This window comes from Crenobacter oryzisoli, assembly GCF_030385785.1.
Classification (GTDB): Bacteria; Pseudomonadota; Gammaproteobacteria; order Burkholderiales; family Chromobacteriaceae; genus Crenobacter_A; species Crenobacter_A oryzisoli.
Genome location: NZ_JAUEDK010000020.1, coordinates 12932 through 38210 on the forward strand (window position 1 = coordinate 12932; position 25279 = coordinate 38210).

Sequence of the window (25279 nt, forward strand, 5' to 3'; positions counted from 1 at the left end):
CACTACACAGTGATCGGAATCGCGGAAAGGTGGATGAGTGGTTTAAGTCGCACGCCTGGAAAGCGTGTTCAGGGTAATACCCTGACGGGGGTTCGAATCCCCCCCTTTCCGCCAGAATTCTTCAAAAAAAACCAGTAGCTTACGCTGCTGGTTTTTTTGCTTGGGCTACCGGTGGGTAGCACATGCCCTGATTCCCGGCCCAGATCGCCGCCACGTCGAAATGTTGAACGAGTACGAGCCCGCCATTGTTGGCGAGCTCGTTCCTTGGTAGGGCAGGTTTCAATCGTCAGGCCAGATACGCGGCGTGAAAGCGCAGGTGGTCTTCGATGAAGCTCGCCACGAAGTAATAGCTGTGATCGTAGCCGGGTTGCATCCGCAGCGTCAGCGGCCAGTCGCGACGAGCAGCGACTTCTTGCAAGATGTGCGGTTGCAGTTGTTCCGGCAGGAAACTGTCCTGTTCGCCCTGGTCGATCAGCATCGGCAGCATCTCACCAGCGCTCTCCATCAGCTGGCAGCTGTCGTAGGCTGCCCACGCCGTACGATCGTCGCCCAGGTAGTGGTTGAATGCCTTTTGCCCCCATGGCACGGCGCTCGGGTTCACAATAGGTGAGAACGCCGATATCGAGCGGTAGCGGCCCGGGTTGCGCAGTGCCACCATCAGTGCGCCGTGGCCGCCCATCGAGTGACCGCTGATCGCGCGCACGGCGGTGACCGGGAAGTGGGCCTCGATCAGGGCAGGCAGTTCCTCGACCACGTAGTCGTACATCCGGTAGTGCGAGCGCCACGGTGCCTGGGTGGCGTTCACATAGAAGGACGCACCCTGGCCGAGGTCGTAGGCCGCATCGTCGGCGACATCGTCGCCGCGCGGGCTGGTGTCGGGCATGACCAGCGCGAGGCCCTGCTCGGCGGCAACCCGCTGTGCGCCGGCCTTGGTGGAGAAGTTCTCGTCGGTGCAGGTCAGGCCAGACAACCAGTACAGCACCGGCACCTTGGTACCGTGGGCGGTCTGCGGGGGCAGGTAGATGGCGAAGGTCATCTCGGTGCCGGTGGCGTCGGAGCGGTGCCGGTAGCGCTTGTGCCAGCCGCCGAAGGCGCGCTGGCTGGCGATCAGTTCCAGGGATGTGGACATCGCGGGGCTCCTGTGGCGGCGGGCGGCGGGGCCGCCCGCGCGCACCTTAGCGGTTGAAATGGATCACCGAGCGGATCGACTTGCCTTCGTGCATCAGGTCGAAGGCGGTGTTGATCTCGTCGAGCGGCATCGTGTGGGTGATGAAGTCGTCGAGACGGAACTCGCCCTTCAGGTATCGCTCCACATAGTCGGGCAGCTCGGAGCGGCCGCGCACCCCGCCAAAGGCCGAACCGCGCCACACCCGGCCGGTCACCAGCTGGAACGGGCGGGTGCTGATCTCCTCACCGGCCCCGGCCACGCCGATGATCACCGACTCGCCCCAGCCCTTGTGACAGCATTCCAGCGCCGAGCGCATCACCTGCACATTGCCGATGCATTCGAACGAGAAGTCGACGCCGCCGTCGGTCATCTCGACAATCACGTCCTGGATTGGCTTGTCGAAGTCATTCGGGTTGATCACGTCGGTGGCGCCCAGCTGTTTGGCCAGCGAAAACTTGTCGGTATTGATGTCGATACCGATGATGCGGCTGGCCTTGGCCATGCGCGCACCGATCACCGCCGACAGGCCGATGCCGCCCAGGCCGAAGATCGCGACGGAGTCGCCTTCTTTCACCTTGGCAGTGTTCATCACCGCACCCATACCGGTGGTCACACCGCAGCCGAGCAGACACACTTCTTCCAGCGGCGCGGTCTTGTTGATCTTGGCGAGCGAGATCTCCGGCAGCACGGTGTACTCGGAGAAGGTCGAGGTACCCATGTAGTGATAGATCGGCTTGCCGTCCTTGTAGAAGCGGGTGGTGCCGTCCGGCATCAGGCCCTTGCCCTGGGTGGCGCGGATCTTCTGGCACAGATTGGTCTTGCCCGAGGTGCAGAACTTGCATTCGCCGCATTCCGGCGTGTAAAGCGGGATCACGTGATCGCCCACCGCCACGCTGGTCACGCCTTCTCCGACTGCTTCGACCACACCGGCGCCCTCATGGCCCAGGATGCAGGGGAAAACGCCCTCGGAATCCTTGCCCGACAGTGTGTACGCGTCGGTATGGCATACGCCGCTGGCGACGATGCGCACCAGCACTTCGCCCGCCTGAGGCGGCATCAGGTCCACTTCCTCGATGGACAGCGGCTGGTTCGGGCCCCAGGCGACGGCGGCGCGGGTCTTAATCATGTTCATGCGGTTCTCCTCACAATGGGTCGCGACGCCAGCCATTCTAGGTATTACCAAAGCAGTGATAATCTGGCCAAATGGAAAGATATTTTTGCCATATGGAAATAATCATGCAGTGGGAAGGCATCGTCGAATTCGTCGCAGTGGTCGAGGCGCAGAGCTTCACAGGCGCGGCCCAACGGCTCGGCCTGTCGGTGGCGCAGGTCAGTCGCCAGGTGTCGGCGCTGGAACAGCGACTGGCGACGCGTTTGCTTTATCGAACCACGCGCCGCGTCAGCGTCACCGAGGCCGGTCAGCTCTACTACCGGCATTGCCGGCCGCTGCTCGACGGCTTGCAGGAGGCCGAGCAGGCACTTTCTTATTCGCAGGACAAGCCAGCAGGCCATCTGCGCCTGACCGCACCGGTCTATTACGGCGAGACCGTGGTCGCGCCGCTGCTGCACCGCTATCTGCTCGACTTCCCGGCCGTCACCGCCGAGCTGAACCTGGACAACCGGAAGATCGATCTGGTCGCAGACGGCTATGACTTGGGCATCCGGCTTGGCCCGATGGACGAGTCGTCGCTGATGGTCAAGCGACTAGGTAGCCGCACCCACTATGTCTGCGCGTCGCCGGACTATCTTGAGCGGCATGGTGAGCCCCACACGCTGGCCGAACTGAGCCAGCATCAGTGCCTGGTCGGCACCATCGCTGTCTGGCGCTTCAGCGAGGGCGGGGCGCTCCGGGAAATCCACGTCGGTGGCCGCTTGCGATGCAATAGCGGCGCCGCCTTGCTCGATGCGGCGCTGAACGGGCTCGGCCTGGTCCAGCTGCCCGACTACTACGTGGCCGACGCGCTGGAAAGTGGCCGGCTGACAGGGGTGCTGACTGCCTACACGCTACAGGATGGCATTTGGGCGACCTACCCGCGTAGCCGCTACATTCCGCCCAAGGTCAGTCGCTTGGTGGATTATCTGGAGAGGGCTATGACTTTGATGCAGAAATCGACCCCAAGCGGCTGTCCAGTGGTTCCGTAAGCTGAGCCAATGTACAAATCCACAAAAGAAAATCATGCCGATGCATGCAATGAGATTCTGCGTGGCATGCAACGCTTGGGGCGAGCATCTGGAAGGAATGGCCGGGCTATCACCGGCGCAGCCTCGTCAAGGCCAAGATGCGCTGCTTCAAGCTATTGGAAGAGTGCATCTTGGCCAAGGGCTTCATCCGGCGGGTGACTGGACGGCAGATCCGTGCAAAGCCTTCAGCTCTTGCGTGCTTTCAGGCAGCAGACCTCATAGCGCATACCTTTTTCATCGCGTACGATTTCCAAGCCGTGGATTTCAGTTTCAAAGCCGGGGAATGTCGCGTACTGATCACGGCAGTTTTTCAGGTAGTCGAGTACGGCAGGCTTATCGAATTTTTCGCCCGGCATGATCACGGGAATACCTGGTGGATACGGTACCAGCATCACAGCGGGGATACGGTCCGCGAGTTGGTCCATCGGCACCTGCTCGACTTCATTGCGTACCAGTTTATCGTAGGCGTCGCAAGGCAGCGTGACTTGCGTCGGCAAATCGGTATACATGTCTCCCATCAGCCTGAGCGTGTTGTGCTCCCGATAGAAGGCATGCATTTTCGCCGCAAGTTCTTGCAGCCCCATGCCAGCGTACGCAGCGGGATACTGCTGAAACAAATCGGGATACACCTGATCTAGCGGCGCATTCAAGTCATACAGTTCCTTGAAGCGGAACAGCTCTGTCAGAAGCGTTCCCCATTTGCCCTTGGTGATGCCGATGGAGAACAGCACGAGAAAGGAATAGAGGCCGGTTTTTTCCACGACTAGGCCGTGTCTCCACAGATAGCGGCTCACCAAGCCAGCCGGAATGCCCTTCGCCTGCAGTTCGCCGCTGATATCCAGACCGGGCGTCAGGACCGTTACTTTGATCGGGTCCAGCATGGCGTGGTTCTTGGTGACGTGCTTGAAACCATGCCACTCGGCGTCGGCTTTTAGAACGAAGTCTTTCGGACTCACGTCGATCGGGGCCAGTGGTCCCTCTTTCGCCGTTTTGCTGTCGGCGATTTTTTCTGGTTGCCAAACATTGAAGAACCAGTCGCCGCGTGATTTCAATTCCCGATTAGTGTTGGCGATCTTGCGGCGAAAAGCCATGGCTTCGGCAATGGCATCTTCGATTAGCGCACGGCCAGCGCCACCAGCCATCATGCGGCTGGCGACATCGCAGGAGGCGATGATGCTGTACTGCGGAGACGTCGAGGTGTGCATCATGAATGCTTCGTTGAAGCGAGCGTGCGAAAAATCACCCTCCGCATTGTTCTTCACATGAATCATCGAGGACTGCGACAGGGCCGCCAGCAGTTTGTGCGTGGAATGTGTGGTAAACGTGACCGGTTCGCCGGGGCGGGGATTGGCGCTGGCCGCCATTCCATAGCGGCCTTCATAGAACGGGCTGAATCTGGCATACGCAAACCAGGCCTCGTCAAAATGCAGTACCTCGACCTGATGGGCCAACGTGGTGCGGATGGCCGGCGCATTGTAGCAAAGCCCATCGTAGGTCGAGTTGGTCACCACGGCCAGCCGCGGTTTCACTTTCTTGTTCTTGATTAGCGGTGATTCATCGATTTTTTTCTGGATGGCTTCAGGGGTGAATTCTGCCTCCGGAATCGGTCCGATGATGCCGTAGGGATTGCGCGTGGGGCGAAAGTATACTGGCACCGAACCGGTCATGATGATTGAATGCAAGATGGATTTGTGACAGTTTCGGTCGACCACGACCAGGTCTCCGCGCGAAACCGAACCATGCCAGACCATCTTGTTCGCGGTTGAAGTTCCGTTCGTGACAAAGTAGGTGCGATCGGCGCCGAAATTGAGCGCCGCTTCGTGCTCGGCTTCGCCTACCACACTGGTATGTTCCAATAGCGATCCTAGCTCGGGCACTGAAACCGACAAATCAGAGCGGAATGTGGATTCACCAAAGAAATCGAAAAAAGCCCGTCCCACGGGAGACTTCAGGAAAGCAACGCCACCGGAATGGCCGGGCGTGTGCCAAGAATATTTATACTTCTCGGTATGATCCATCAGTTCCTTGAAGAACGGCGGCAGCAGCTTGTCAAGGTATGCTTCAAGCGCTTCTTCGAGTCGACCACCGATGAAGGTGGCGGTGTCCTCGAGCTTGTAAATGAAACCGGTAAGCTGCGAGATCAGCTCCATGGGCAGCTTTTCCAGTACATCCACCGATGAATCGAGGAAAATCCCCACACGCGGATATCGACTGCGAAAATTCTTTACGGCATGCGCGATGTCATTAACAGGGAACTGTGCAATGGTTGCCTGGTTCAGCACGATCACGCCAATTTCCGGGTGGGCTACGATCAGCGCTGCACCATCAAGGAAGTCGCTGGCTGTCATGACGGTGAGACCGCGGTCAGCCAGAGCAGCGATGATGTCGCGGATCGCACGACCGCCAGCGTTGTCCGCGTGCAAGTCCTGATCGACGATCAGGATCGGAAATTTTGTTCGCAGGAAAGTCAGGGAAGTGGACATGGCATTCTCCTGGTCACGGAGCGGTCGCTGCTGACGTAGACGAAGGCAACAAAGGGGGCGAGCCGCACTGCTTTAGCGGCGTTAGTGCTGTTGCCATCGACAACGCTTACGTTGTTTTTCACCTCACCCCATTTGGGGTTACTTCAACAACTGAAATAGGTATGCACGGTTTTCTACAGTGCTTTATCTGTTTACATTCAAAGCAACTCAGGTTTCCCAACAAGTAGGGGAGATCAACGGCTGCATAAGGCGATACGTTCGAAAACGCATTTGTAATGGCGTAGCTCGTTAGGTAGGCTACTCCAGGGCATAAGCCCTCATTTCAATAGAAAACCATACAGTGCCAGCGTGCGCTATCAGACCAAGGTCCTATATGTCGCATCCAGTCGAGCAGGTGATGGCTGCGCTGAGGGCCGTCCACCTCGCCTCACACTGGCGACCCTGACATCGCCGCGCATACGATCCGAAACACATCCTCAGTCTGTGTCTAGGCGCTGGCGGACATGGTAGTCAAGCTGTGCCAGGTCGGTGGTCTCAGTTAGCCAAGCGCTTCTTCAAGTAGAGGCGTTGGTACCCGGGCGGGCAGTCTTCCAGTACCCCCATCAGCTGGTAGCCCTGTTTCTGATAGAAGTCCGGTGCCTGGAAGTTGTAGGTGTAGAGGAACAGGCCGATGCAACCGCGGCTTCGCGCCTCCTCCTCGGCTAGCGCCAACAGGTGGGTGCCGAGCCCAGCACTACGCTGCGTGGCGTGTAGCCACAGGTAGTCAATGTATAGCCAGCCCATCCCCGAGTATCCGAACATCCCGCCGACCACCTGCCCGGTGTCGTCGTGGGCGTACAGCTCGAAGCCCTGATAACTATAGGGGCCGATCTGCTCTATGTTGAATGCTTGCAGTCCGCTCTGGATCACCTCCCTGGCTTGAGGGTCGGCGCCTAGGGTAAAGCGGTAAGTGCTGTCTGGCATATGATGTCCCGAGTGGACAAAACGCGAGTCTAGCGGCAATCCGCCTGACTGTGCGTTCTGGATTCAGACTTCTTACCTGCATGGTCGCCGCTCAACTCAAATGACCAGATTCTTCCAACCTGATGAAAGAACTCAATCCCGAGTCACTTTGCTTCAGATTCGAAGCAAGAGAATTCGCCTGGTCCCAGTAGGACTAAGGTCCGATGGCGACAGCCAGATACTTATTGTTTCTTTAAGATTGATCTTGCACAACTCCTTGATCCTGCTGGCCCGACGGGCGATGCCAGGGAGGGAGACTCGTACACTTCGAGACCGCCACTTCTCCGCCACTTCTCCGCCACTTCCTGTCGGCGTTGTCGCATGGCCTACGCGATGAAGGATGTCTGATCATGATTCCTCGCTCAGTAAAGGCACCAACCATCCCGATCCCCTTTCACAAGCTGCTGAAAGTGGTTGCGATCGTGGACAAAAATAATGCTGAGACGAAGGAGTTGCTTGACCACATCGCGGCAGAAAATTTCCAGATCGAAGTCACGGACAACTTCAACCGCGATATCAACGAAGATGCCAATGTCGGTGCGTACATCGCACTGATCGACGATAGCGGCCGCGACCAGGCCCGACAAATGGCCCTCTCGATTCGTGCCCTCGGCTTTCAGACACCACTGTGGGCACTTGCGGATTCTCACCGCATATCCGACCTTGCGGTTACCGGCGGGCTAGGGGAGGTCAATGGCTATATCTATCTCGGGCATCAAACGCCCCTGTTTTACGCCAAACAAGTCATCGCAAGCCTTGTGAAATACGGGATGAGCCTTCTGCCGCCTTTCTTCGGCGGACTCGTAGCCTATGATGCTGAAGCCAATATCGCCTTTGACTGTCCCGGGCACCAAGGGGGGCAGTTCTATCGGAAATCCCCAGCAGGACAGTTGTTCTTCAAGCATTTTGGCGAAAGCATCTTTCGTAGTGATCTGTGTAACGCCGATGTCGATTTGGGCGATCTACTGATCCACGAAGGGGCCGCCGCTGAGGCGCAACGTCATGCCGCTGAGGTGTTCGGTGCAGACCGGACTTACTTTGTTCTCAATGGCACCAGCACATCCAACAAGGTGGTGACGGGTGCGGTGCTCAAGCGCGGCGATCTTGTGCTGTTCGATCGCAACAACCATAAGTCTGTTCACCAGGGCGCGCTTGTGCAGGCGGGCGCCATTCCGATTTTCCTGCCTACCGCTCGCAATCCCTTTGGCATGATCGGTGCCGTTGACTGGGATGCATGGGACGAAAATTATCTGCGCGAGCAGATTCGCGCGAACCCTCTTGTGAAGGACCCAGAACTCTGCAAGGCGGAGCGGCCGTTCCGGCTTGCCTGCATTCAGCTCGCTACCTATGACGGCACAATCTACAACGTGCGCAAAGTCATGGAAAAGATCGGACATTTGTGTGAGTACGTGTTGTGGGACGAGGCGTGGATTGGCTACAACGCCTTCCATTCGCTGTTTGAAGATCACAGTCCGATGCGTCTTAAAGACCTGACACCGGATATGCCGGGGCTGTTCTCGACTCAGTCGGTCCACAAACAGGGTGCTGGTTTTTCGCAAGCCTCTCAGGTCCACAAGCGCGATGAACATATTCGTGGCCAGAAACGGTATATCGAACACAAGCGTTTTAACGAGTCGTTCCTGGTTCATGCCTCGACATCGCCCTTTTATCCGCTGTTTGCCTCGCTCGACGTCAATGCGAAGGTACATGCGGGAAAAGCCGGCGAAATGCTGTGGGATGGCTGTATCGAACTCGGTATCGAGGCGCGCAAGAAATTCCGTCAGTTCGCTCATCACTACGCGATGACGGGGAAAACCGAACAAGAGCAATGGTTCTTCGATCCCTTTGTGCCCGATGTCGTTACCATTCATGGCTCCCCGTTCATGGCGGATTCAAGCAACGTCGCATGGGAGGATGTTCCAACCGATGTCATCAAGCGCGAACAGCAATGTTGGGCTTTCCATCCCGAGGCCAATTGGCACGGGTATGCTGGCTATGCTGATGGCTACGTCATGGTGGACCCGAATAAGCTCACGCTGCTGACCCCAGGTATCAATCGCAAGACCGGCGAATATCTGGATTTCGGGGTGCCGGCCACTGTGGTTGCGAACTATCTGCGGGAGGAAGGCATCGTCCCGGAAAAGTGCGATCTCAACAGCATCCTTTTCCTGATGACGCCGGCAGAGGACGAAAGCAAGCTCAATACGCTGATCGCCAAACTCGTCAAATTCAAGAATTTGTGGGACCGCGATGCATCGCTTCCTGAGGTGTTGCCGACGCTCTATGCGGCGCACAGCGAGCGTTATGCCGACTACACGCTGCGTCAGGTCTGCAACGAAATGCACGACTTCTATCGCAAGGCAAACGTGAAGGAGTTGCAACGCCTGTGCTTCCGGGCGTCGAGCTTTCCGGAGCTTGCCATGTCTCCAAAGGACGCTTATGAAGCTCTCGTCGCCAATGAGGTGGATTATGTGCCCCTCGATAGCGCCAAAAACCGCATCTCCGCAACGCTGGCGCTGATTTACCCGCCGGGTATCGGTGTCGTGCTTCCGGGCGAACGCTGGGATGATCGGGCCCAGCCGATGCTCAATTACTTCATGGCATTCCAGGAGTCGTTCAACAGGTTCCCCGGATTCAACTATGAGGTGCAGGGCGTGTTTCAGGAGCGGGAAAACGGTCGTATCCGGTTTTACACCTATGTAGTCCGCAAATAGACGATGGATAGCACCACGTAAGGAGCGTATGCCATGTCTGCAATGTCTGAACAGAAAAAAAAGATGAACGTCGTTCAACTGACGTTCCTTGTCATGGTGAACATGATGGGGTCGGGCATCATTATGTTGCCCACCAATATGGCAAAGGTTGGGGCGATTTCGCTGCTGTCGTGGGTGGTGACAGCGGTAGGGTCCATGGCCATTGCCTATGGCTTTGCCCAGTGTGGCATTCTGAACCAGCGCGAGGGCGGCATGGCGGCTTACGCCGAGGATGGCTACGGAAAGGACGGCTACTTCCAGGTCTTTTTCCTGTACTTTCTGTCTCTGGCCATTGCGAACGTCGCCGTCGCCATTTCGGCGCTGGGCTATCTTGCCGCGTTTTTCCCCGCCCTTACGGCATCGCCGATTGCCACCTGTCTTGGCGTGATCGGCCTGCTATGGCTCACCACGGTCGCGAACTTTGGTGGCCCTAAGCTGACTGGCCGCATCGGTGCCGTGACCGTGTGGGGGGTCATTTTGCCAGTAGGATTCATGTCCTTCGCAGGCTGGTTCTGGTTCAGCGGCGAAACCTTCGCCGCTGCCTGGAACCCGAAAGGGATGGGGCTGTTGGAGGGCATGGGTTCGAGTATTTCGCTCACGCTATGGGCCTTCCTCGGCATGGAGTCCGCGGTGCAGAATTCGTCGGCTGTCGAGAATCCAAAGCGCGACGTCCCATTGGCGAGCCTGTTCGGCACGCTGGGCGCGGCGGTGATCTACATCTTGTCGACAGCTGCGATCCAGGGGATCGTGCCAAATGCCGATCTTGCGAAGTCTACCGGTCCATTCGGTCTAGCCTTTGCGCATATGTTTACCCCGGCGGTAGGTTCCATTGTCATGGTGCTCGCAGTGTTGGCTTGCGTAGGCTCCTTGCTTGGCTGGCAGTTTACGCTCGCCCAGACGGCGAAAGATGCGGCCGACAGCAAGATGTTTCCTGGTGTATTCAGTAAAGCCAACAGCGTGGGGGCTCCGATTCCAGGCATGATCATCATGGGCATCGTGCAGTCGCTGATGGCGCTGTCCACCATTTCGCCGAACCTGAGCGAACAATTCGCAGCATTGGTCAATCTCGCCGTGGTCACCAATGTAGTGCCCTATATTGTCTCCCTGTCGGCGTTGTTTGTGATGATGCGAAAGGCTGGTGTGAAAGAGGGTCCATATAGACGCAATCTTGTCATCACGGTGGTCGGGATAGCCTATTCAATCTATGCGCTTTATGCCTCAGGCAAGGATGCCGTGCTCGGCGGCATGCTGGTGATGGTTATCGGTTACTTGATCTATGGCTTTATGGCGCCGCGCTTTGTTGTTCCCCCACGAAGCACGGCGGCAGGCAAAAGTGTTTCTACCAGCGCATTACTTGCGATCGCGATCGCGATTCATCTGCTGTTTATTCCACGCCCTGTGCATGCGGCTGTGGCAACAGCCGCGGCACCAGTCGCACCGGCCAGCGCTTTGGCGCGGATCAAGCAGTCCGGCCAGGTCAACCTTGGGTATATCGCCGGCGCACAGCCGTTCACCTACCGGGATAGTGCGGGCCATCCCACCGGCTACACCGTTGCGTTATGCCAGAAAATCGCCGACCAAGTAAAACGTGAGCTGGGGCTTGCTGCGCTGAAGGTGAACTGGGTGCAAACCACGATCCAGGATCGTTACCGGGCGGTGAAGGAGCGCCGGATAGACCTGCTGTGCGGCGATGAGGACTCGCTAACAGGAAGGAAGGCGATTTCATATTCCATTCCGGTTTACCCGGGGGGTATCGGCGCTCTTCTCCGGGCAGATGCGTCTCCGGGGCTGAAGGAGATTCTGTCTGGCAAGCAGTCTCCCTCGCGGCAATTCTGGCGCGCATCGCCCGCGCAGATCCTGTCAAAACAGACCGTCTCTGTCGTCGCAGGGACTCTTTCTGAGCGTTGGCTCGCCGGCAAAATTAGCCAACTCAATCTAACCGCAAAGGTCGCTCCCGTTTCGGGCATTGAGGCTGGCGTCCAGCAGGTGCTCGATCGCAAGACGAACGTCTTTTTTGCGGAGCGTGCCCTCCTGTTGGCGGTTGCCAGAAACAGCCCTTCGGCGAGCGATTTGATCATTCTCGATCGCCATTTCACGTATATCCCGGTCGCCATAGGGATGGCTCGGGGAGATGAAGATTTACGCCTGCTAGTCGATCGCACCTTGGGCCGGATGTTCGCTTCCGGAGAGTTTCACTTGTTTTACGGGAAATGGTTTGGTGAGCCGGACGAATATGTGCAGAACTTCTTCCGTTTGAGCACATTGCCCGAATGAGTGTGTGCCGCGATTGCAGTCGGTAGAGCGTGTGCGTCTTCAGCGCTTCTAATCGGGGGGGCGCCCAACACCAGGGTATGGTAAAGGGACGCCTTCTTCATCAAGAGCCGGTAGTGTCGGTGCCTCCGTGAGCGTGCTATCGCCTCCCGAGGGCAACGTAATGGCTGCTGGCGTTGTTGCGTCGGCAGCCGCGTCGCGACATGAAATGGCCGCGTAGCAAGCCGACCGAGTGAGTGATGCCGAGGCGCGTTACACTAGGCGCTTCTTTCCGATTGAACATGGATAGCATCATGGCCAAAGAAAAACCGCTGGATCCCGATACCCTCGCGCTGCTGCAGTGGTGCGAAGAGGTGGAGGCACTGCTTGTCGCCGCCGGCGCGACCCGTCGGGAGGCGCAGGAACATATCGAGGAGCAGGCCGAGTGGTTCACCGACCAGTTCTATGAGGGCCTGTCGGCTGAAGAGGCTGCCAAAGCGGCGTTGAACTGAATGTCATTACACTGAGTACCCCAAGCCAGCTTTCGACGTGCTGGCTTTTTTCATGGAGCATGGCTGCGTTGAGGATCTGTGCTTCGAGATTCGTCGTGGACATCAGCACAATGCTTACGGCATGCTCGAAAGCCTGCTGGCGTGTGAATGAAAAAGGGCATCTAGCGTACTTCGCGCGCCTTACGATAAATCAATGATTTAGCGAGTTTCATTTAAAAATCTTCAATTTTTTTACGAAAAGAGCTTGCCAACGCAAAAGGGCTTCGATATAGTTCGCCACCTGTTCAGTTGGCGGTTAGCTCAGTTGGTAGAGCATCGGATTTTGATTCCGAGGGTCACAGGTTCGAGCCCTGTACCGCCTGCCAGAATTACCAAAAAGCCCGTGGATTTTTCCACGGGCTTTTTGCATTGGCGACCGGGTTTCAGTTTGGGTCAACGCTGCGGTTGCTCATCCAGACCCGGTTGATCTCGAGGCCAAAGGTGAGCGGGCGCGGCAGCAGTGCTTCCAAACATCGCCGATCAGCCAGCCGGGCAGCCAAGCGATGCCGATGCCTGCCTCGGCGGCGGCAGTGATGGCGGACAGGTCGTCAAAGCGCAGTCGGCCGCGCACCGTCGGGCTCCGTTGGCGGCTTCGCCGATGCTGCTCAAGCGCGCCACGGTGACCAGCATCGGCATTATGCGGATTCCGGCGAGTCTGACCAGCTGTGCCGTTTGTCTCTGTCCCTTTGCGACCTCTAGGGCTGGTGCTGGCCAGAAGTATGCTTAGGCCCGTGGGCGCCCACCACTCACGTGCAGGCGACATCACAACCCTCCAAGTGGCCGTGCCTCAGCGAACGCCACCACTACACACGAATCCCCGTCAACGGCCGCCCCTAAGAGCCTGTTTACGATCTGCTGCACTCGGGTGATCCTGCGTTGAAATGACGCTAAAAATGCTCATGTACTCCATGTACACTCCGCTTTTTCGCGCCATTCCGCCTTGGCTGACCCTTCGTTCGCGAGATCGTAAACAGGCTCTAAGAGCTGCTAACCCCCCTTGACGTTGTTGTGCTGCCTTGCCGTACTACTTGTACTGTCTGCCGCAGCACGCCTAGCCAAGGCCGCTACGCTGGGTTTTGTTAGCGACGCTAAGCCGCCTAGTGGATGGGGCTACGAGAACAAAGACCATTCATCCATCCGGGGAAGGGGACACTCACCTTGCCTCAGCGTTTTGCAACGTCATCTGTCTTGCCAACACTTCGGCTGCACCATCGCGCATGCACTCTGCGAGCAAACAGGAGGTACGGGTTTGGGTTATCTGTTTTGCACGCGCGATGACCAAGCGTTGACGCAAAATTTTTTCCTTGATCGGCTTTTCGACAATAGCTGGGCTTTCTGTCGAGGTAATCAGCAGTGATACCCCGAGCCCATTTGCAACCATGCCCTTGGCCACTTCAATCGACGTCGTTCGGTAGCGGATAGTCGGTGATAGGTTGTATTGCCAGAATGGCGAAAGCAGGAAGTCGCGACTGTGCGGCAGATCGATCAGTATGAACGGCTCATGTGCCAGTTGATGGAGTGACAGCGGGCCCGGTTGCCGGGCCAACTCTGAGCCAATGTGCACAAGCGCATACGGTTCTAGCTCGGCTATACACTCCATGTCGATGCTGGCGGGCAGGCCCACATCGTAAGTGAGGGCCAGCTCAATCTGCTGGCTGGACAGCAAGCTTTCCAGCTTGGCTAGATCACCCTCTATGAAGTTGATCTGCAACCTGGGGAAACGCTCCTTCGCCAAACGCAAGATTATGGGCAGGTAGCGCGCCGCAATGGTGGTGAATACGCCGATGCTGATTTCCCCGGCCACGCCTTCTTCTCCCTCCGCACCGTCATCCGCTTCGAACACTTTGGCAGCCGACACTATCTGACGTGCCTCAACAAGCTTGCGCGCGCCGAAGTGGGTCAAGGTCATTCCCGGTGACCGGTCGCGGCTGAACAGCGGCTGTTGAAACAACCCCTCCAGATCGCGGATGGCCACTGAGATGGAAGGTTGCGACACATTGAGTGCCTTGGCCGCAGCAGCTGTGCTGCCTGTTTCAGCCGTAGCAATGAAGTAACGCAGTAGCCGGATCGAGACGTTCATGACAGTCGACAGAGGGTAGGACGGGCTTGAGCTGGCTGGACGTCGGCTCAGCAGAGCACCAAGACAGGTGTGCATTGCCGAGGGGCTCGCCACAGCCTGCATGTAGTTGGATCGATCAATTATATTTTTTAATTGTAAAAATCAAAAAGCAATATTTTATTTTTATTTTGGCGGCAGCCATTATCGCCTCATCGACAAGATGCACTGATGAGGTACACAAATGGAACACTCCAACCTGCCACTGTCCGGCCTGCGCGTGGTGGATTTTTCGCGCGTATTGGCCGGGCCGTTCTGCACCGCCTTGCTCGGCGATCTGGGGGCTGAAGTAGTCAAGATCGAGCCGCCGCAGGGGGACGACTACCGTGCGATCGGGCCAATGGTGGAGGGCGAAAGCGCGCTATTCACGGCGATGAACCGCAACAAGAAAAGCGTGGTTCTCGATCTGAAAAATGAACATGGTCTACAGCTGGCCCGAGCGCTCGTCGAGAAGGCCGACGTGGTCGTGGAAAATTTCCGCCCCGGCGTGGCCGAGAAGCTCGGTATCGGCTACCAGGCACTCAGCGAGCTCAATCCTTCGCTGATCTACGCGAGCATTTCTGGCTTCGGTCAAAGCGGGCCGGAGTCGCATCGTCCCGCCTACGACATCATTTTGCAGGCGATGACGGGGCTGATGGACGCCACCGGCTTCGCGGACGGACCACCCACCATGGTGGGCGAGGCGGTAGCCGATGTGGTCAGCGGCTTGTTCGGCTCGTGGGGCATCCTGGTGGCGCTGCTGGCGCGCGCGAAAAGCGGGCGAGGCACGCATGTCGATATCGCGATGTTCGATGCCACGCTGAGTCTTGCCGCCACATTGGTGTCACGCTACGCATTGACCGGTATCGTCCCGCAGCGCGTCGGCAACCGTCACCCTATCTCCGCTCCATTCGGAGCATACCGGGCCCGCGACGGCTTCTACGTGGTGGCGGTGCTTAACGACAAGCTGTTTGCTGGCTTCGCTGCCGCCATCGGGCGCCCCGACCTTGCCGCCGATCCACGTTTTGCCACCGATGAGTTGCGCAGTCTGCACGAGACGTTGCTACGCGAGGCGATTGAAGCCTGGTCACAAGCTCTCTCCATTGAACAGGTCAATCAACGGCTGTCTGCCGCCGCGATTCCCGTGGCACCAATCTGGAACGTGAGCGATGCATTGGAAAGTGCACAAAGCCTAGCGCGCAAGCTGCTGACGCCTCTCAATGATTCGCCTTTGCCAGGCGTGCGCCTGCCTTCGCAGCCCATCAAATTTTCGGCCTTCGGCGACAACCGTGTTACGCGTGCGCCGCAACTGGGCGAGCACAGCGTGCAGATATTTCAGGACTGGCTAGGCATGGATGTGTCCTAGTGGCCGATCTGCACGAATTGGGCACCGCCGCCGCCATAACCAATAACCCCCTGCATCGAGAGAGAGGAAGCCACCATGTCCGAACGACTTGGCATTACCGAGGACGACCGCGCCATTGCCGACGCCGTCGCCCGCTTTGCACAGAACGAATTGGCACCCCAGGCGCACATCGTCGACCGTGACGAAATTCGCACTACGCGTTATGCCAGCCAACTGGCCGAACTCGGCGTGATGGGCATGAACCTACCCGAGCGCTGGGGCGGTATCGGTGCCTCGCCAGCCGCGCTGATTTTGTCGATCGCCGAAATCGCCAAGGCCTGCGGCTCGACGGCATCGATGATCGGTGCCCACTACCTGGCCACCGATTCGATACTCATCGGTGGCGACGATATGATCCGCGACCGCTACCTGCCCGATGCGGCGAGCGGTGCCAAGCTTGGTGCCTTTGCGCTGACCGAGCCGGGAGCTGGCTCCAACCCGGCTGGCATGATCACGCGGGCGGAACGCGAAGGCGAGCATTACCGCCTCCGTGGGGTCAAGCAGTTCATCTCCAATGCCGACGATGCGGGCTTCATCGTGGTGTATGCCAAGACCGACCCGAATGCCGGTACGCGTGGCATCAGCGCTTTCGTGGTCGATCGCCATACCCCCGGCATCACTGTATCTGCGCCGGAAAAACTGATGGGCATCCGCGGTGCGCCAGCACACGAGGTTACGTTCGACTGCCTGGTGCCGGTCGCCAACCGGCTCGGTGAAGAGGGGGCCGGTTTCTATACCGCGATGAAGGTACTCGATAACAGTCGACTGGACGTCGCCGCCACCAGCCTTGGACTTTCCGAAGCGGCGCTAGCCGCCGCCGTGGCCTGGGCCAAGGAGCGCAAGGTCGGCGGTGAGCCGCTCGCCAATAAGCAAGGCATCCAGTGGATGCTGGCTGACATGAAACTCCGGCTCGAAGCGGCTTGGTTGATCACATTGCAGGCGGCTGCCAAGCGTGGAGCCGGGGAGAAATTCAGCGACTACTCGGCCATGGCCAAGCTGTGTGCCTCTGAGGCGGCGGGCTTCATCACGGATACCGCGCTGCAGGTCCACGGCGGCTACGGTTTTACGCGCGAGTTGCCGCTTGAGCGGTTGGTGCGCGATGCCCGCATTTTGCGGATCTACGAGGGTGCATCCGAAATCCAGCGTACGGTGATAGCGCGCGCGATGGTGGCATAAGGGAGAGACAACGATGAAGGTAATGGTCGCGGTAAAACGCGTAGTGGATTTCAACGTCAAAGTGCGCTGCAAGGCCGACGGCAGTGGTGTGGAGCTCGCCAATGTGAAGATGGCGATGAATCCGTTTGACGAGATTGCCGTCGAGGAGGCCGTGCGGCTTAAGGAGGCAGGCATCGCGAGCGAGGTGGTGGCCGTTTCGCTCGGTGCCAAGCCGTGTGAGGAAACCTTGCGCACGGCGCTGGCGATGGGGGCCGACCGCGCCATTCTGGTGGAGAGCGATAGTGAGCTGCAACCACTCGCGGTGGCCAAGCTGCTCATGGCCGTGGTCGAGCGCGAGGCACCTCAGTTGGTGCTGCTCGGCAAGCAGGCGATCGACGATGACGCCAACCAGACCGGGCAGATGCTCGCGGCACTGCTTGGCTGGCCGCAGGGGACATTCGCCTCTCGGGTCGAATTAAGCGAGGGGCAGCTCAAAGTGACCCGCGAGATTGATGGTGGTCTCGAGACACTGGCGCTCGCACTGCCGGCTATCGTCACTGCCGATCTGCGACTGAATGAACCGCGCTACGTCAAATTGCCGAGCATCATGGCGGCCAAGAAGAAACCGCTCGCCGTCATCACTCCGCAAGACTTGGGCGTGGACGTAGCGCCTCGTCTGAAACAGCTCAAGGTAGCAGAACCTGCACCGCGACGCGCCGGCGGTCAAGTAGGGTCGGTCGCCGAGCTGGTAAGCAAACTCAAGAATGAAGCGAAGGTGTTCTGATCATGACCGTTCTCGTTATCGCCGAACATGACAATCACACTCTGAAGGCCGCCACCCTGTCTACCATCGGTGCCGCACTGCAGGTCGGTGATGAAATCCATGTGTTGCTCGCCGGACAGGGGCTTGCTGCCGTGGTGGACGCAACCGCTCGTATTCCTGGTGTGGCCAAGGTATTGGTAGCCGAGGAGGTGCACCTGGCCCACGGGCTGGCTGAGAACCTGGCACCGTTGGTGGCCGGACTCGCCCGCCGATACCTGCATGTGCTGGCTCCGGCCAGTACCTTCGGCAAGAACCTTCTGCCGCGCGTGGCGGCACTGATAGACGTGGCACCAGTGTCCGACGTAATCGCAATCGAATCGCCCGACACGTTCAAGCGCCCGATCTACGCCGGCAATGTGATCGCCACCGTGCAGTCGCGCGACTCGGTCAAGCTGTTGACGGTACGTAGCACCGCGTTTTCGCCCGTTCCAGTAGCGGGGGGCAGCGCGGAGGTCGAAACGATGGACCCAGGTCTCGACCTTGGTCAGTCGCGCTTCGTCTCCCGACAGTTAACCGAAACGAGCCGACCGGAGCTCGATAGTGCACGGGTGATCGTCTCTGGCGGGCGCGGACTTGGATCGAGCGAGGCCTTTAAGCAGATTCTCGAACCGTTTGCTGACCGGTTGGGGGCGGCCATTGGTGCCAGCCGCGCTGCGGTGGATGCCGGCTACGCACCGAATGACTGTCAAGTGGGCCAGACCGGCAAGATTGTCGCGCCACAGCTCTACTTCGCCGTGGGGATCTCCGGTGCTATCCAGCATCTTGCCGGCATGAAGGATTCGAAGGTGATCGTGGCAATCAACAAGGACGCAGAAGCGCCTATCTTCCAGGTTGCGGACTATGGATTAGTCGGTGATCTGTTTGAGCTGGTGCCGGAGCTGTTGGCTCAACTGGACGTTGGAATCGGCGCCTGATTCTGGGGGGAGAAAGGTCCGCACTTAGTCGGCAGCAGGGTTGTCGGAGTGCCCGCTGCTTGACCCTGGGAAGGAGCTTTTTCTGCACTAGGGAAGGGAGGGTGGTGGGGACGCGGCTAGCCTGTCTATTCAATATGGATTAGAAGGGCTGCCGCTTGTCACGGCGTATCCTGCCCTGGTGTTACAGCAGGAAAAACGTTGCTTTAACCGTTGCTTGTGTTGTCTAGACAGGAAATCGACCGTCCATGTCATGGTCATCGGTTGTGAAGTCGATTGGAAGACGGCAGCAGTCGAGGCGTCCACGCTGCTTGATCGTCTTGAGGTGTTGTGCCACTCAGTATGCCCAAGGAGAACATATGAAGAAGCTTGCCCTTTCGGTTGCGATCGCTCTGGTATCAACTGGTGCGTTGGCCAAAGACCTAACTACCATCCGTTTCGGTACCGACCCGACTTATGCGCCGTTTGAGTCAAAGGCTCCAGACGGCAAGTTGGTCGGCTTCGATATCGACCTCGGCAATGCCATCTGCGCCAAGTTGAAAGTCAAGTGTGTATGGGTGGAGAACGCCTTCGACGGCATGATCCCTGCACTCAAGTCCAAGAAATTTGACGGCGTGCTGTCATCGATGAATGTGACCGAGAAGCGTGAGAAGGAAATCGCTTTCTCAGACAAACTCTACAATGCACCGAGCCGCTTGGTGATCAAGAAGGGCGTCAATCTGTTACCGACAGCGGCTTCGCTCAAGGGGAAGCGCGTTGGCGTGGCGCAGGGCACGATTCATGAATACTACGCCAGGGCTCACTGGGAGCCGTATGGTGTGGCAGTTGTGACGTATCCCAACCAGGACCAGGTGTATCTGGATCTGCAGTCTGGTCGCCTTGATGCCAGCCTGCAGCATGCGGTAGAGGCAGACGTGGGTTTCTTGAAGACCGCAAACGGCCATGATTTCACTTTCTCGGGGCCCGCGTTGAACGATCCCAAAACGCTGGGGACTGGCTCAGCGATCGGCCTGCGCAAGGAGGACAACGACTTGCGCCAAGCCATCGACAAGGCGATTGAGGAGATCATCAAGGACGGTACCTACAAGAAAATCGAGCAGAAGTATTTCTCTATGGACATGTACAACTAATCGCTCTCTATTAGTCGTCCGTGATGTCAATGCTATTGGTCGATGAAGACGGTGTCGGCCAATAGCCTCTTCGCGACCCTTCCGCTTTGATCGAAGGTGGTGGCGCAAGGGGCGGACTGCACGGGCGTCACGCAAGTAGAAACCCCCGCCTGGCGTGAGCCGGACGGGGGTGCGATGCGGGCTGCGCAGGACCTTGGCCAGGTCTGCCGCAGCGGAGTGCTTGGCTTAGCGAGCCTGCTGGTTGCTCACCGTTTGCTGGGTCTGCTGCTGGGCCAGGCGTTGCTTGTGCTGAGCCACGCCGTTGGCATCGCCCGGAGCTGCGAACACGGCAGCCGAGCTGGTGGCGAGAAGAAGGGCGATGAGGGCTTGCTTGATCATGATGTGTGCTCCGTAAAGTGGGTGGAGCAATCATTCCGTGCCGGCGGTTCTGGCAGGGGCGTCCGTACGGGCGCGGCTGCATAATGCTTCAAAAAGGACTGTCGGTATTTTGTGCTGCAATAACGGTAACGATTGCATTTATCTAACTACGTATTGCGTATGACTGCAGTTGTGTTGCAGTCATGAAGCTATTGTACATGGTAACCTAAGTTATAATAACTCAATTATTTGAATTGTTTGTTCAGATAAATTGAACTATCGGCGTGCGGCCGTCCCGTCGACGGGATGGACTACGCCATGACGACTCAGGCTGTGCTTGGCCGGTACCAGTCACAGGCAGGGGCAAGGGACGGCGGAGAGACCGGTCGGAGAGACCGGTCGGGCAACCGGCCCTGTGTGGCGGTCAGATCGGAGTCAGCGCCAGTTGCCGTCGAGGATGGCCTGGGTTGTAGCCAGGCTGTCGAGCGCCAGCGTGCCGAGTACCCGCCCATGTCCGGTCGGCATGCCACCATCGAAACGGCTGGCGATAAACAGTTCTGCGCTGGCCGGCTGGCCGTGGTGGCGCAGCAGCACCGCTTGCGCCAAGAGCACCAGGGCCTGCGCCAGTCGTCGCGCGTTAGCCTGCAGCAGTTCGCCCGGCTGGTGCAGCAACGGCTCGAGTGCCCGCAACGCAGCGAGCAGGCGAGGTTCACCGGCGGCGCCATCTGCCAGGTCGGCCAGGAGCAGGGCAGTGCCGTCCGGTTCGCGCTGGAACGCACGCAGCACGTCCAGGCACATCACGTTGCCCGAGCCTTCCCAGATCGAGTTGACCGGCGCTTCGCGGTATAGCCGCGCCATCGGGCCCTCTTCGACATAGCCGTTGCCACCCCAGATCTCCATCGCTTCGCCGGTGACCTCGAGCGCGCGCTTGCATACCCAGAATTTCGCCGCCGGTGTGATGATGCGTTTCCATGCTGCCTGCAGCGGGTCGCTATCGGCATCTTCGAACGCACTGGAGAGGCGCATCATCAGCCAAGTGGCCGCCTCGCTTTCCAGCGCCAGATCGGTCAGCACGTTGCGCATCAGCGGTTGGTCGACGAGCAGTCGGCCGAAGGCTTGACGGTGGCGGCAGTGGTGCAGTGCTTGCACGAAGGCCTGGCGGATCAGCGCGGCGCTGCCGATCACGCAGTCGAGCCGTGTGTGGGTGGCCATCTCAATGATGGTGGGGATACCGCGGCCCTCCTCGCCGATCAGTACCGCGTAGGCGTCACGGAATTCGACCTCGCTGCTAGAGTTGGAGCGGTTGCCGAGCTTGTCCTTCAGCCGCTGGATCTCGACCGCGTTCTTGCTGCCGTCGGGACGCCAGCGCGGCACGAAAAAGCAGCAGATCGGACCGTCGTTGGCATTGCCTAGCCGTGCTACCACTAGGTGTGCGTCGCACATCGGCGCGGAGAAGAACCACTTGTGACCGTTGAGCCGGTATTTGCCGCCTCGCCCACCATAGGTCACTGGCACCGCCACGCTGGTGTTGGCACGTAGGTCCGAGCCGCCCTGCCGTTCGGTCATGCCCATGCCGATCAGCATCGAGGCCTTGTCGGGCCACGGCAGATCGCGCGGGTCATGCTGACGTGCGTACAGCTTTGGGCCGAGCGAGGCGAACAGCGCCGTTTCCTTCTGCAGTACCGGGATGGCCGCGAAGGTCATGGTGGTTGGACACAGCGAGCCGGATTCAATCTGCGCTTGCAGGAAGTAGCCGGCGGTGCGTGCCGCCCACACGCCTGGCTGGGGGCTGATCCATGGCAGTGCATGCAGCCCCTGGCTGCGCAGCAGCGACAGCAGCGCGTGCCAGCTGGGATGAAATTCGACGCTGTCGATGCGCTCCCCGGTGCGGCTATGAGTGCGCAGTTCGGGCGGGTAGCGGTTGGCCAGCGCGCCGAGCGCCAGTGTATGCGGTTGTCCGAGCTTGGCGCCGAAACGGGCCAGTTGGTCGGCATGCCAGTCGGCACCCGCGACGGCCAGTGCGCCCTGCAGCACCGGGTCGCAGCCGTAGAGATTGTAGTCGACCAGGTCGGGCACCTGATTGAACGCGGCTTGGCTGATAGGCGAACTGCTCATCGTATCTCCCCGGAATGCCGGTACGCTGCCGACTTCTTGTAGCGTAGCGCATGCTGAATGCGTTGCCGGGAGGGGGCTCAGGATCGAGAGCGGTAAGGGGGCGCTTGGGGAGGACGGGCACAAAAAAAGCCCCGCGGTGCGGGGCTGCTTGCGTTCGTGGGCCTGAATTAGGCGACGACGTCTTTCAGCGCCTTGGCGGCGGTGAACTTCGGCGATTTGCGAGCAGCGATCACGATGGCTTCGCCGGTAGCCGGGTTGCGGCCGGTGCGCTCGGCCGATTCTTTTACAGCGAACTTGCCCAGGCCCGGCAGGGTGATGTCAGCGCCGGCCTTCAGTTGTTGGGCGATAATCACGTTGAGCGCGTCGAGCACAGCGGCGGTTTGGGCCTTGGTTACTTCGACTTTGGCTGCGCCAACGAGGGAGTCGATCAGTTCGGCTTTGGTCATTGTTGTATAAGTCCTGTTCGGGTTTGAGACGGTGCGGCTTTCGCTTGGGGCGTGAAGGATGCCGCTAAAACCAAGCATAGTCCAGCATTTGTGGGGGCATGGTGGCATGTCACACCGGGTTTGTCACCCGCGAGTAGCATATTGCGGGCAAGTCGGGATAAGAGTGGGCAAGCCGTTGCGGGTTCCCGACAGTCATCTAATGGGTTCGACCCTCCCATCCCTCGTGGCCAGCAGTGCGGTCACCAGTGCCGACTTTGATTCCAGCGAGGGCTCTGGGCCAGTCCATCATCCTTACGCATGCACAGCGCGGCAGGGGCCATCGGTCTGTGCGTAGCACGGCCGCTTGGCTTGCTTGAGGATAGCATCGACCGCTTGCCAGGGAGCTTTAGCGCTGGCCTTGCATCGAGCAATGGCCGTCGTCTGTTTTCCTGTCGGGGTGTGCTCTGCGAAGGGAGAAAGGAGCAGAAGCGCAACTCAATCAAGGTGGTGAAATGCCGTGGGAGTATGGCGGCAATATTTCTGTTGAATGGACACGCCTCCGATGTTGACAGCCCCGTCGACGTAGCGACACTTTAAGAAGGAAGGACAAGAAAGGAGGAGACCGCCATGCGCAATGCGACCGAACTGATGGTGCAGTACGCCGCCTACCACCGTGATCGACGTAATATTGCGAGTCACTGCGTGGGGGTGCCATTGATCGTCTTTGCGCTTGGGGTGCTGTTGGGGTGGCCGGTGTTCATATTGGCCGGCTTGCCGCTGACGCCATCTTGGCTTGGTTGGGCGTTGGCGACGCTCTGGTATCTGAGTCGTGGCAGCCTGGTGCTTGGGTTGGCGGTCAGCGTGGTCAATGCGCTGCTGGTGTGGCTGGCGATGCCGCTTGCAGCCGGCAGTACCGCAACGTGGCTGGGATGGGGGCTGGCGGCATTTGTACTCGGCTGGCTGATTCAACTGCTAGGCCATTATTACGAGGGGCGGCGGCCGGCGTTTCTGGAGGACAGGATAGGGCTGCTGGTGGGGCCGATGTTTGTCACCGCCGAGTTGTTGTTTGCGCTCGGCTGGGGCAAGCCGATGGCGGCCGAGATCGAGCGGCGCGCAGGACCTACGGTACTGTACGACTTGATCCAGCGCGCGATGCACTGAGAACCTGTTCACGATCTGCTGCTCTTGGGTGATCCGGAGTTGAAATGATGCTCAACATGCTTATCTACTCGATAGGTACATTCCCCTTTTTCGCCTTATTTCGACTTGGCTGACTCTTCGCTCGCGAGATCGGGAACAAGTTCTGAGAACTTGCCTTATCCGGATTTTCAATGCAACAGGGCCGGTGCTATATGCACCGGCCCTGTTTTCCTGTCGGCGAGTCGTGCTGTGGTGCCATCTCTTCCGGTGCACAGGGGAGGATGACGCCTTGCGCGGCATGCCGATAATCTGAGTCGGGTCACGGAAGCAGGCAGCGTCTATTTTGTTTGTTGCCGGTGCTTAGCACCTATTCCCGTCTGCAGCTGAGTCTTGCCCACTCAAGTAGGCCGGCTTGCCAGCAGGTCGGAGATCACCTGGCGCAGCCAGCGGTTGCCGGGGTCGTGGTGGTAGCGCTCGTGCCAGTGCTGCTTGACCGCGTAGGCGGGCAGCTCGAACGGCACCGGAAACACCCGGAAGCGTCCACGCCCTTCCAGTACTTGGGCGAGCCGCTCGGGAATGGTCACGAGCATGTCGGTCTGTTCGACCACGAAGGCGATGCCGAGGAAGTTCGGCACCCGTAGCGCAACGTGACGGGTAATGCCCTGGCGGGAGATCTCGCGGTCGAGGATCAGGTGGCCGGTGCCGGAAGTGGTCACTACCGCGTGTTCCTCGGCCTGGAACTGAGTGAGCGTTAGCTCGTCGCGGATGCGCGGGTGGTCGGCACCGGCGACGCACACATAGCGCTGGTGGAACAGCGCCTGCTGGTAGAAGCCTGCCTCCAGCTGCGGGATGAAACCCAGCGCCAAGTCGGCTTCGCCTGATTCCAGCATGCGCGCGGTGTCGGTCGACAAAGGCACGATCTCGATGTGCACGCCGGGCGAGGCCTGGCGCAGATACGACCACAGTTTGGGCAGCAGCACCAGCTGGCTGATGTCTGTCATGCTGATGCAGAAGGTGCGGTCGGAAGTGGCCGGGTCGAAGCCGGTCTGGTGGCCGAATACCTGGTTTAGTGCATCGAGCGCGGTGCGTACCGGGTGTTCCAGCTCCTTCGCGAGCGGGGTCGGCTCCATATTGTTGGCGATGCGCACGAACAGGGCGTCGTCGAAATGCTCGCGCAGCCGGGCCAGCGCGATGCTGACAGTGGGCTGGCCAACCCCCAGGTTTTCCGCGGCGCGCGTCACGCTGCGCGTCTTGTAGATTTCGTCGAACACTTGCAGCAGACGGATGTCGGGCGTAAGCATCGCCGTCTCTATTCAAATTTGGAATGGTATGCAT

At 59.0% G+C, this 25279-nt stretch carries 19 protein-coding genes, 1 tRNA gene and 1 pseudogene; 12 read left to right on the forward strand and 9 right to left on the reverse strand.

Annotation, left to right across the window (positions count from 1 at the left end):
• The first annotated feature begins 23 nt into the window (after window positions 1–23).
• A tRNA-Ser gene (locus tag QU481_RS12120) sits at window positions 24–114 on the forward strand.
• A gap of 172 nt (window positions 115–286) precedes the next feature.
• On the opposite strand, the gene fghA is transcribed toward QU481_RS12120, so the two are convergent.
• Window positions 287–1117 (reverse strand): S-formylglutathione hydrolase, encoded by an 831-nt coding sequence (gene fghA / locus QU481_RS12125; protein ID WP_346432433.1) that lies wholly within the window; start codon window positions 1115–1117, stop codon window positions 287–289.
• Between the two features lie 58 nt (window positions 1118–1175).
• Entirely contained in the window at window positions 1176–2294 is a 1119-nt protein-coding gene (locus QU481_RS12130; protein ID WP_346432434.1) for an S-(hydroxymethyl)glutathione dehydrogenase/class III alcohol dehydrogenase, read from the reverse strand.
• 110 nt (window positions 2295–2404) lie between these two features.
• On the opposite strand from QU481_RS12130, the gene QU481_RS12135 reads away from it, so the two are divergent.
• Window positions 2405–3310 carry a LysR family transcriptional regulator gene (locus QU481_RS12135; protein WP_289830282.1) on the forward strand — a complete coding sequence of 302 codons (906 nt, stop codon included), beginning with the start codon at window positions 2405–2407 and terminating at the stop codon, window positions 3308–3310.
• A 36-nt stretch (window positions 3311–3346) separates the two neighbouring features.
• Window positions 3347–3528, forward strand: a pseudogene (locus QU481_RS12140) (IS5/IS1182 family transposase); the annotation flags it as partial.
• Between the two features lie 6 nt (window positions 3529–3534).
• Here QU481_RS12140 and QU481_RS12145 read toward each other — a convergent pair.
• Window positions 3535–5832 (reverse strand): Orn/Lys/Arg family decarboxylase, encoded by a 2298-nt coding sequence (locus tag QU481_RS12145; protein WP_289830283.1) that lies wholly within the window; start codon window positions 5830–5832, stop codon window positions 3535–3537.
• A gap of 534 nt (window positions 5833–6366) precedes the next feature.
• Window positions 6367–6795 carry a GNAT family N-acetyltransferase gene (locus QU481_RS12150; RefSeq protein WP_289830284.1) on the reverse strand — a complete coding sequence of 143 codons (429 nt, stop codon included), beginning with the start codon at window positions 6793–6795 and terminating at the stop codon, window positions 6367–6369.
• Between the two features lie 389 nt (window positions 6796–7184).
• Here QU481_RS12150 and speC point away from each other — a divergent pair, with 389 nt between their 5' ends.
• The 3 genes from speC (at window position 7185) to QU481_RS12165 (ending at window position 12349) form a co-directional block, all read left to right on the forward strand.
• A complete protein-coding gene (speC, locus tag QU481_RS12155; RefSeq protein ID WP_289830285.1) occupies window positions 7185–9548 on the forward strand; it encodes an ornithine decarboxylase in 2364 nt (787 codons plus the stop codon).
• A 33-nt stretch (window positions 9549–9581) separates the two neighbouring features.
• Window positions 9582–11861: a putrescine-ornithine antiporter gene (gene potE / locus QU481_RS12160; protein ID WP_289830286.1), complete on the forward strand. Its 2280-nt coding sequence runs from the start codon at window positions 9582–9584 to the stop codon at window positions 11859–11861.
• A gap of 290 nt (window positions 11862–12151) precedes the next feature.
• Window positions 12152–12349 (forward strand): hypothetical protein, encoded by a 198-nt coding sequence (locus tag QU481_RS12165; RefSeq protein WP_289830287.1) that lies wholly within the window; start codon window positions 12152–12154, stop codon window positions 12347–12349.
• Window positions 12350–13541: 1192 nt separating this feature from the next.
• On the opposite strand, the gene QU481_RS12170 is transcribed toward QU481_RS12165, so the two are convergent.
• Window positions 13542–14468 (reverse strand): LysR family transcriptional regulator, encoded by a 927-nt coding sequence (locus QU481_RS12170; protein ID WP_289830288.1) that lies wholly within the window; start codon window positions 14466–14468, stop codon window positions 13542–13544.
• Between the two features lie 220 nt (window positions 14469–14688).
• Here QU481_RS12170 and QU481_RS12175 point away from each other — a divergent pair, with 220 nt between their 5' ends.
• From QU481_RS12175 to QU481_RS12195, 5 genes are all read left to right on the forward strand, one after another.
• The gene (locus QU481_RS12175) at window positions 14689–15849 is read left to right on the forward strand and encodes a CaiB/BaiF CoA transferase family protein (RefSeq protein WP_289830289.1); all 1161 of its coding nucleotides are present in this window, start codon (window positions 14689–14691) and stop codon (window positions 15847–15849) included.
• A 75-nt stretch (window positions 15850–15924) separates the two neighbouring features.
• Window positions 15925–17064, forward strand: coding sequence for an acyl-CoA dehydrogenase family protein (locus QU481_RS12180; RefSeq protein WP_289830290.1), 1140 nt, complete (start codon window positions 15925–15927; stop codon window positions 17062–17064).
• A gap of 13 nt (window positions 17065–17077) precedes the next feature.
• The gene (locus QU481_RS12185; protein WP_289830291.1) at window positions 17078–17827 is read left to right on the forward strand and encodes an electron transfer flavoprotein subunit beta/FixA family protein; all 750 of its coding nucleotides are present in this window, start codon (window positions 17078–17080) and stop codon (window positions 17825–17827) included.
• 2 nt (window positions 17828–17829) lie between these two features.
• Window positions 17830–18780, forward strand: coding sequence for an electron transfer flavoprotein subunit alpha/FixB family protein (locus QU481_RS12190; RefSeq protein ID WP_289830292.1), 951 nt, complete (start codon window positions 17830–17832; stop codon window positions 18778–18780).
• Window positions 18781–19136: 356 nt separating this feature from the next.
• On the forward strand, window positions 19137–19907 hold the full coding sequence (locus QU481_RS12195) for an ABC transporter substrate-binding protein (RefSeq protein WP_289830293.1): 771 nt from the start codon (window positions 19137–19139) through the stop codon (window positions 19905–19907).
• Window positions 19908–20132: 225 nt separating this feature from the next.
• Here the strand turns inward: QU481_RS12195 and QU481_RS12200 are convergent, their stop codons facing one another.
• From QU481_RS12200 to QU481_RS12210, 3 genes are all read right to left on the reverse strand, one after another.
• On the reverse strand, window positions 20133–20285 hold the full coding sequence (locus tag QU481_RS12200; protein WP_289830294.1) for a hypothetical protein: 153 nt from the start codon (window positions 20283–20285) through the stop codon (window positions 20133–20135).
• 414 nt (window positions 20286–20699) lie between these two features.
• Entirely contained in the window at window positions 20700–22379 is a 1680-nt protein-coding gene (locus QU481_RS12205; protein ID WP_289830295.1) for an acyl-CoA dehydrogenase family protein, read from the reverse strand.
• 167 nt (window positions 22380–22546) lie between these two features.
• Window positions 22547–22825 carry an HU family DNA-binding protein gene (locus QU481_RS12210; protein ID WP_289830296.1) on the reverse strand — a complete coding sequence of 93 codons (279 nt, stop codon included), beginning with the start codon at window positions 22823–22825 and terminating at the stop codon, window positions 22547–22549.
• 606 nt (window positions 22826–23431) lie between these two features.
• On the opposite strand from QU481_RS12210, the gene QU481_RS12215 reads away from it, so the two are divergent.
• Complete coding sequence (locus tag QU481_RS12215) at window positions 23432–23965, forward strand: Mpo1 family 2-hydroxy fatty acid dioxygenase (RefSeq protein ID WP_289830297.1); 534 nt, start codon at window positions 23432–23434, stop codon at window positions 23963–23965.
• 377 nt (window positions 23966–24342) lie between these two features.
• On the opposite strand, the gene QU481_RS12220 is transcribed toward QU481_RS12215, so the two are convergent.
• Complete coding sequence (locus tag QU481_RS12220; RefSeq protein WP_289830298.1) at window positions 24343–25245, reverse strand: LysR family transcriptional regulator; 903 nt, start codon at window positions 25243–25245, stop codon at window positions 24343–24345.
• Between the last annotated feature and the right edge of the window lie 34 nt (window positions 25246–25279).

What these genes read in the sequence shown, in the direction of transcription:
- QU481_RS12220 (WP_289830298.1), bottom strand. Translation starts at nt 25,245, where the DNA reads ATGCTTACGCCCGACATCCGTCTGCTGCAAGTGTTCGACGAAATCTAC.
- potE (WP_289830286.1), top strand. Translation starts at nt 9,582, where the DNA reads ATGTCTGCAATGTCTGAACAGAAAAAAAAGATGAACGTCGTTCAACTG.
- QU481_RS12190 (WP_289830292.1), top strand. Translation starts at nt 17,830, where the DNA reads ATGACCGTTCTCGTTATCGCCGAACATGACAATCACACTCTGAAGGCC.
- QU481_RS12170 (WP_289830288.1), bottom strand. Translation starts at nt 14,468, where the DNA reads ATGAACGTCTCGATCCGGCTACTGCGTTACTTCATTGCTACGGCTGAA.
- QU481_RS12180 (WP_289830290.1), top strand. Translation starts at nt 15,925, where the DNA reads ATGTCCGAACGACTTGGCATTACCGAGGACGACCGCGCCATTGCCGAC.
- QU481_RS12200 (WP_289830294.1), bottom strand. Translation starts at nt 20,285, where the DNA reads ATGATCAAGCAAGCCCTCATCGCCCTTCTTCTCGCCACCAGCTCGGCT.
- QU481_RS12210 (WP_289830296.1), bottom strand. Translation starts at nt 22,825, where the DNA reads ATGACCAAAGCCGAACTGATCGACTCCCTCGTTGGCGCAGCCAAAGTC.
- QU481_RS12145 (WP_289830283.1), bottom strand. Translation starts at nt 5,832, where the DNA reads ATGTCCACTTCCCTGACTTTCCTGCGAACAAAATTTCCGATCCTGATC.
- QU481_RS12130 (WP_346432434.1), bottom strand. Translation starts at nt 2,294, where the DNA reads ATGATTAAGACCCGCGCCGCCGTCGCCTGGGGCCCGAACCAGCCGCTG.
- QU481_RS12195 (WP_289830293.1), top strand. Translation starts at nt 19,137, where the DNA reads ATGAAGAAGCTTGCCCTTTCGGTTGCGATCGCTCTGGTATCAACTGGT.
- QU481_RS12185 (WP_289830291.1), top strand. Translation starts at nt 17,078, where the DNA reads ATGAAGGTAATGGTCGCGGTAAAACGCGTAGTGGATTTCAACGTCAAA.
- QU481_RS12165 (WP_289830287.1), top strand. Translation starts at nt 12,152, where the DNA reads ATGGCCAAAGAAAAACCGCTGGATCCCGATACCCTCGCGCTGCTGCAG.
- QU481_RS12135 (WP_289830282.1), top strand. Translation starts at nt 2,405, where the DNA reads ATGCAGTGGGAAGGCATCGTCGAATTCGTCGCAGTGGTCGAGGCGCAG.
- speC (WP_289830285.1), top strand. Translation starts at nt 7,185, where the DNA reads ATGATTCCTCGCTCAGTAAAGGCACCAACCATCCCGATCCCCTTTCAC.
- QU481_RS12175 (WP_289830289.1), top strand. Translation starts at nt 14,689, where the DNA reads ATGGAACACTCCAACCTGCCACTGTCCGGCCTGCGCGTGGTGGATTTT.
- QU481_RS12205 (WP_289830295.1), bottom strand. Translation starts at nt 22,379, where the DNA reads ATGAGCAGTTCGCCTATCAGCCAAGCCGCGTTCAATCAGGTGCCCGAC.
- QU481_RS12150 (WP_289830284.1), bottom strand. Translation starts at nt 6,795, where the DNA reads ATGCCAGACAGCACTTACCGCTTTACCCTAGGCGCCGACCCTCAAGCC.
- QU481_RS12215 (WP_289830297.1), top strand. Translation starts at nt 23,432, where the DNA reads ATGCGCAATGCGACCGAACTGATGGTGCAGTACGCCGCCTACCACCGT.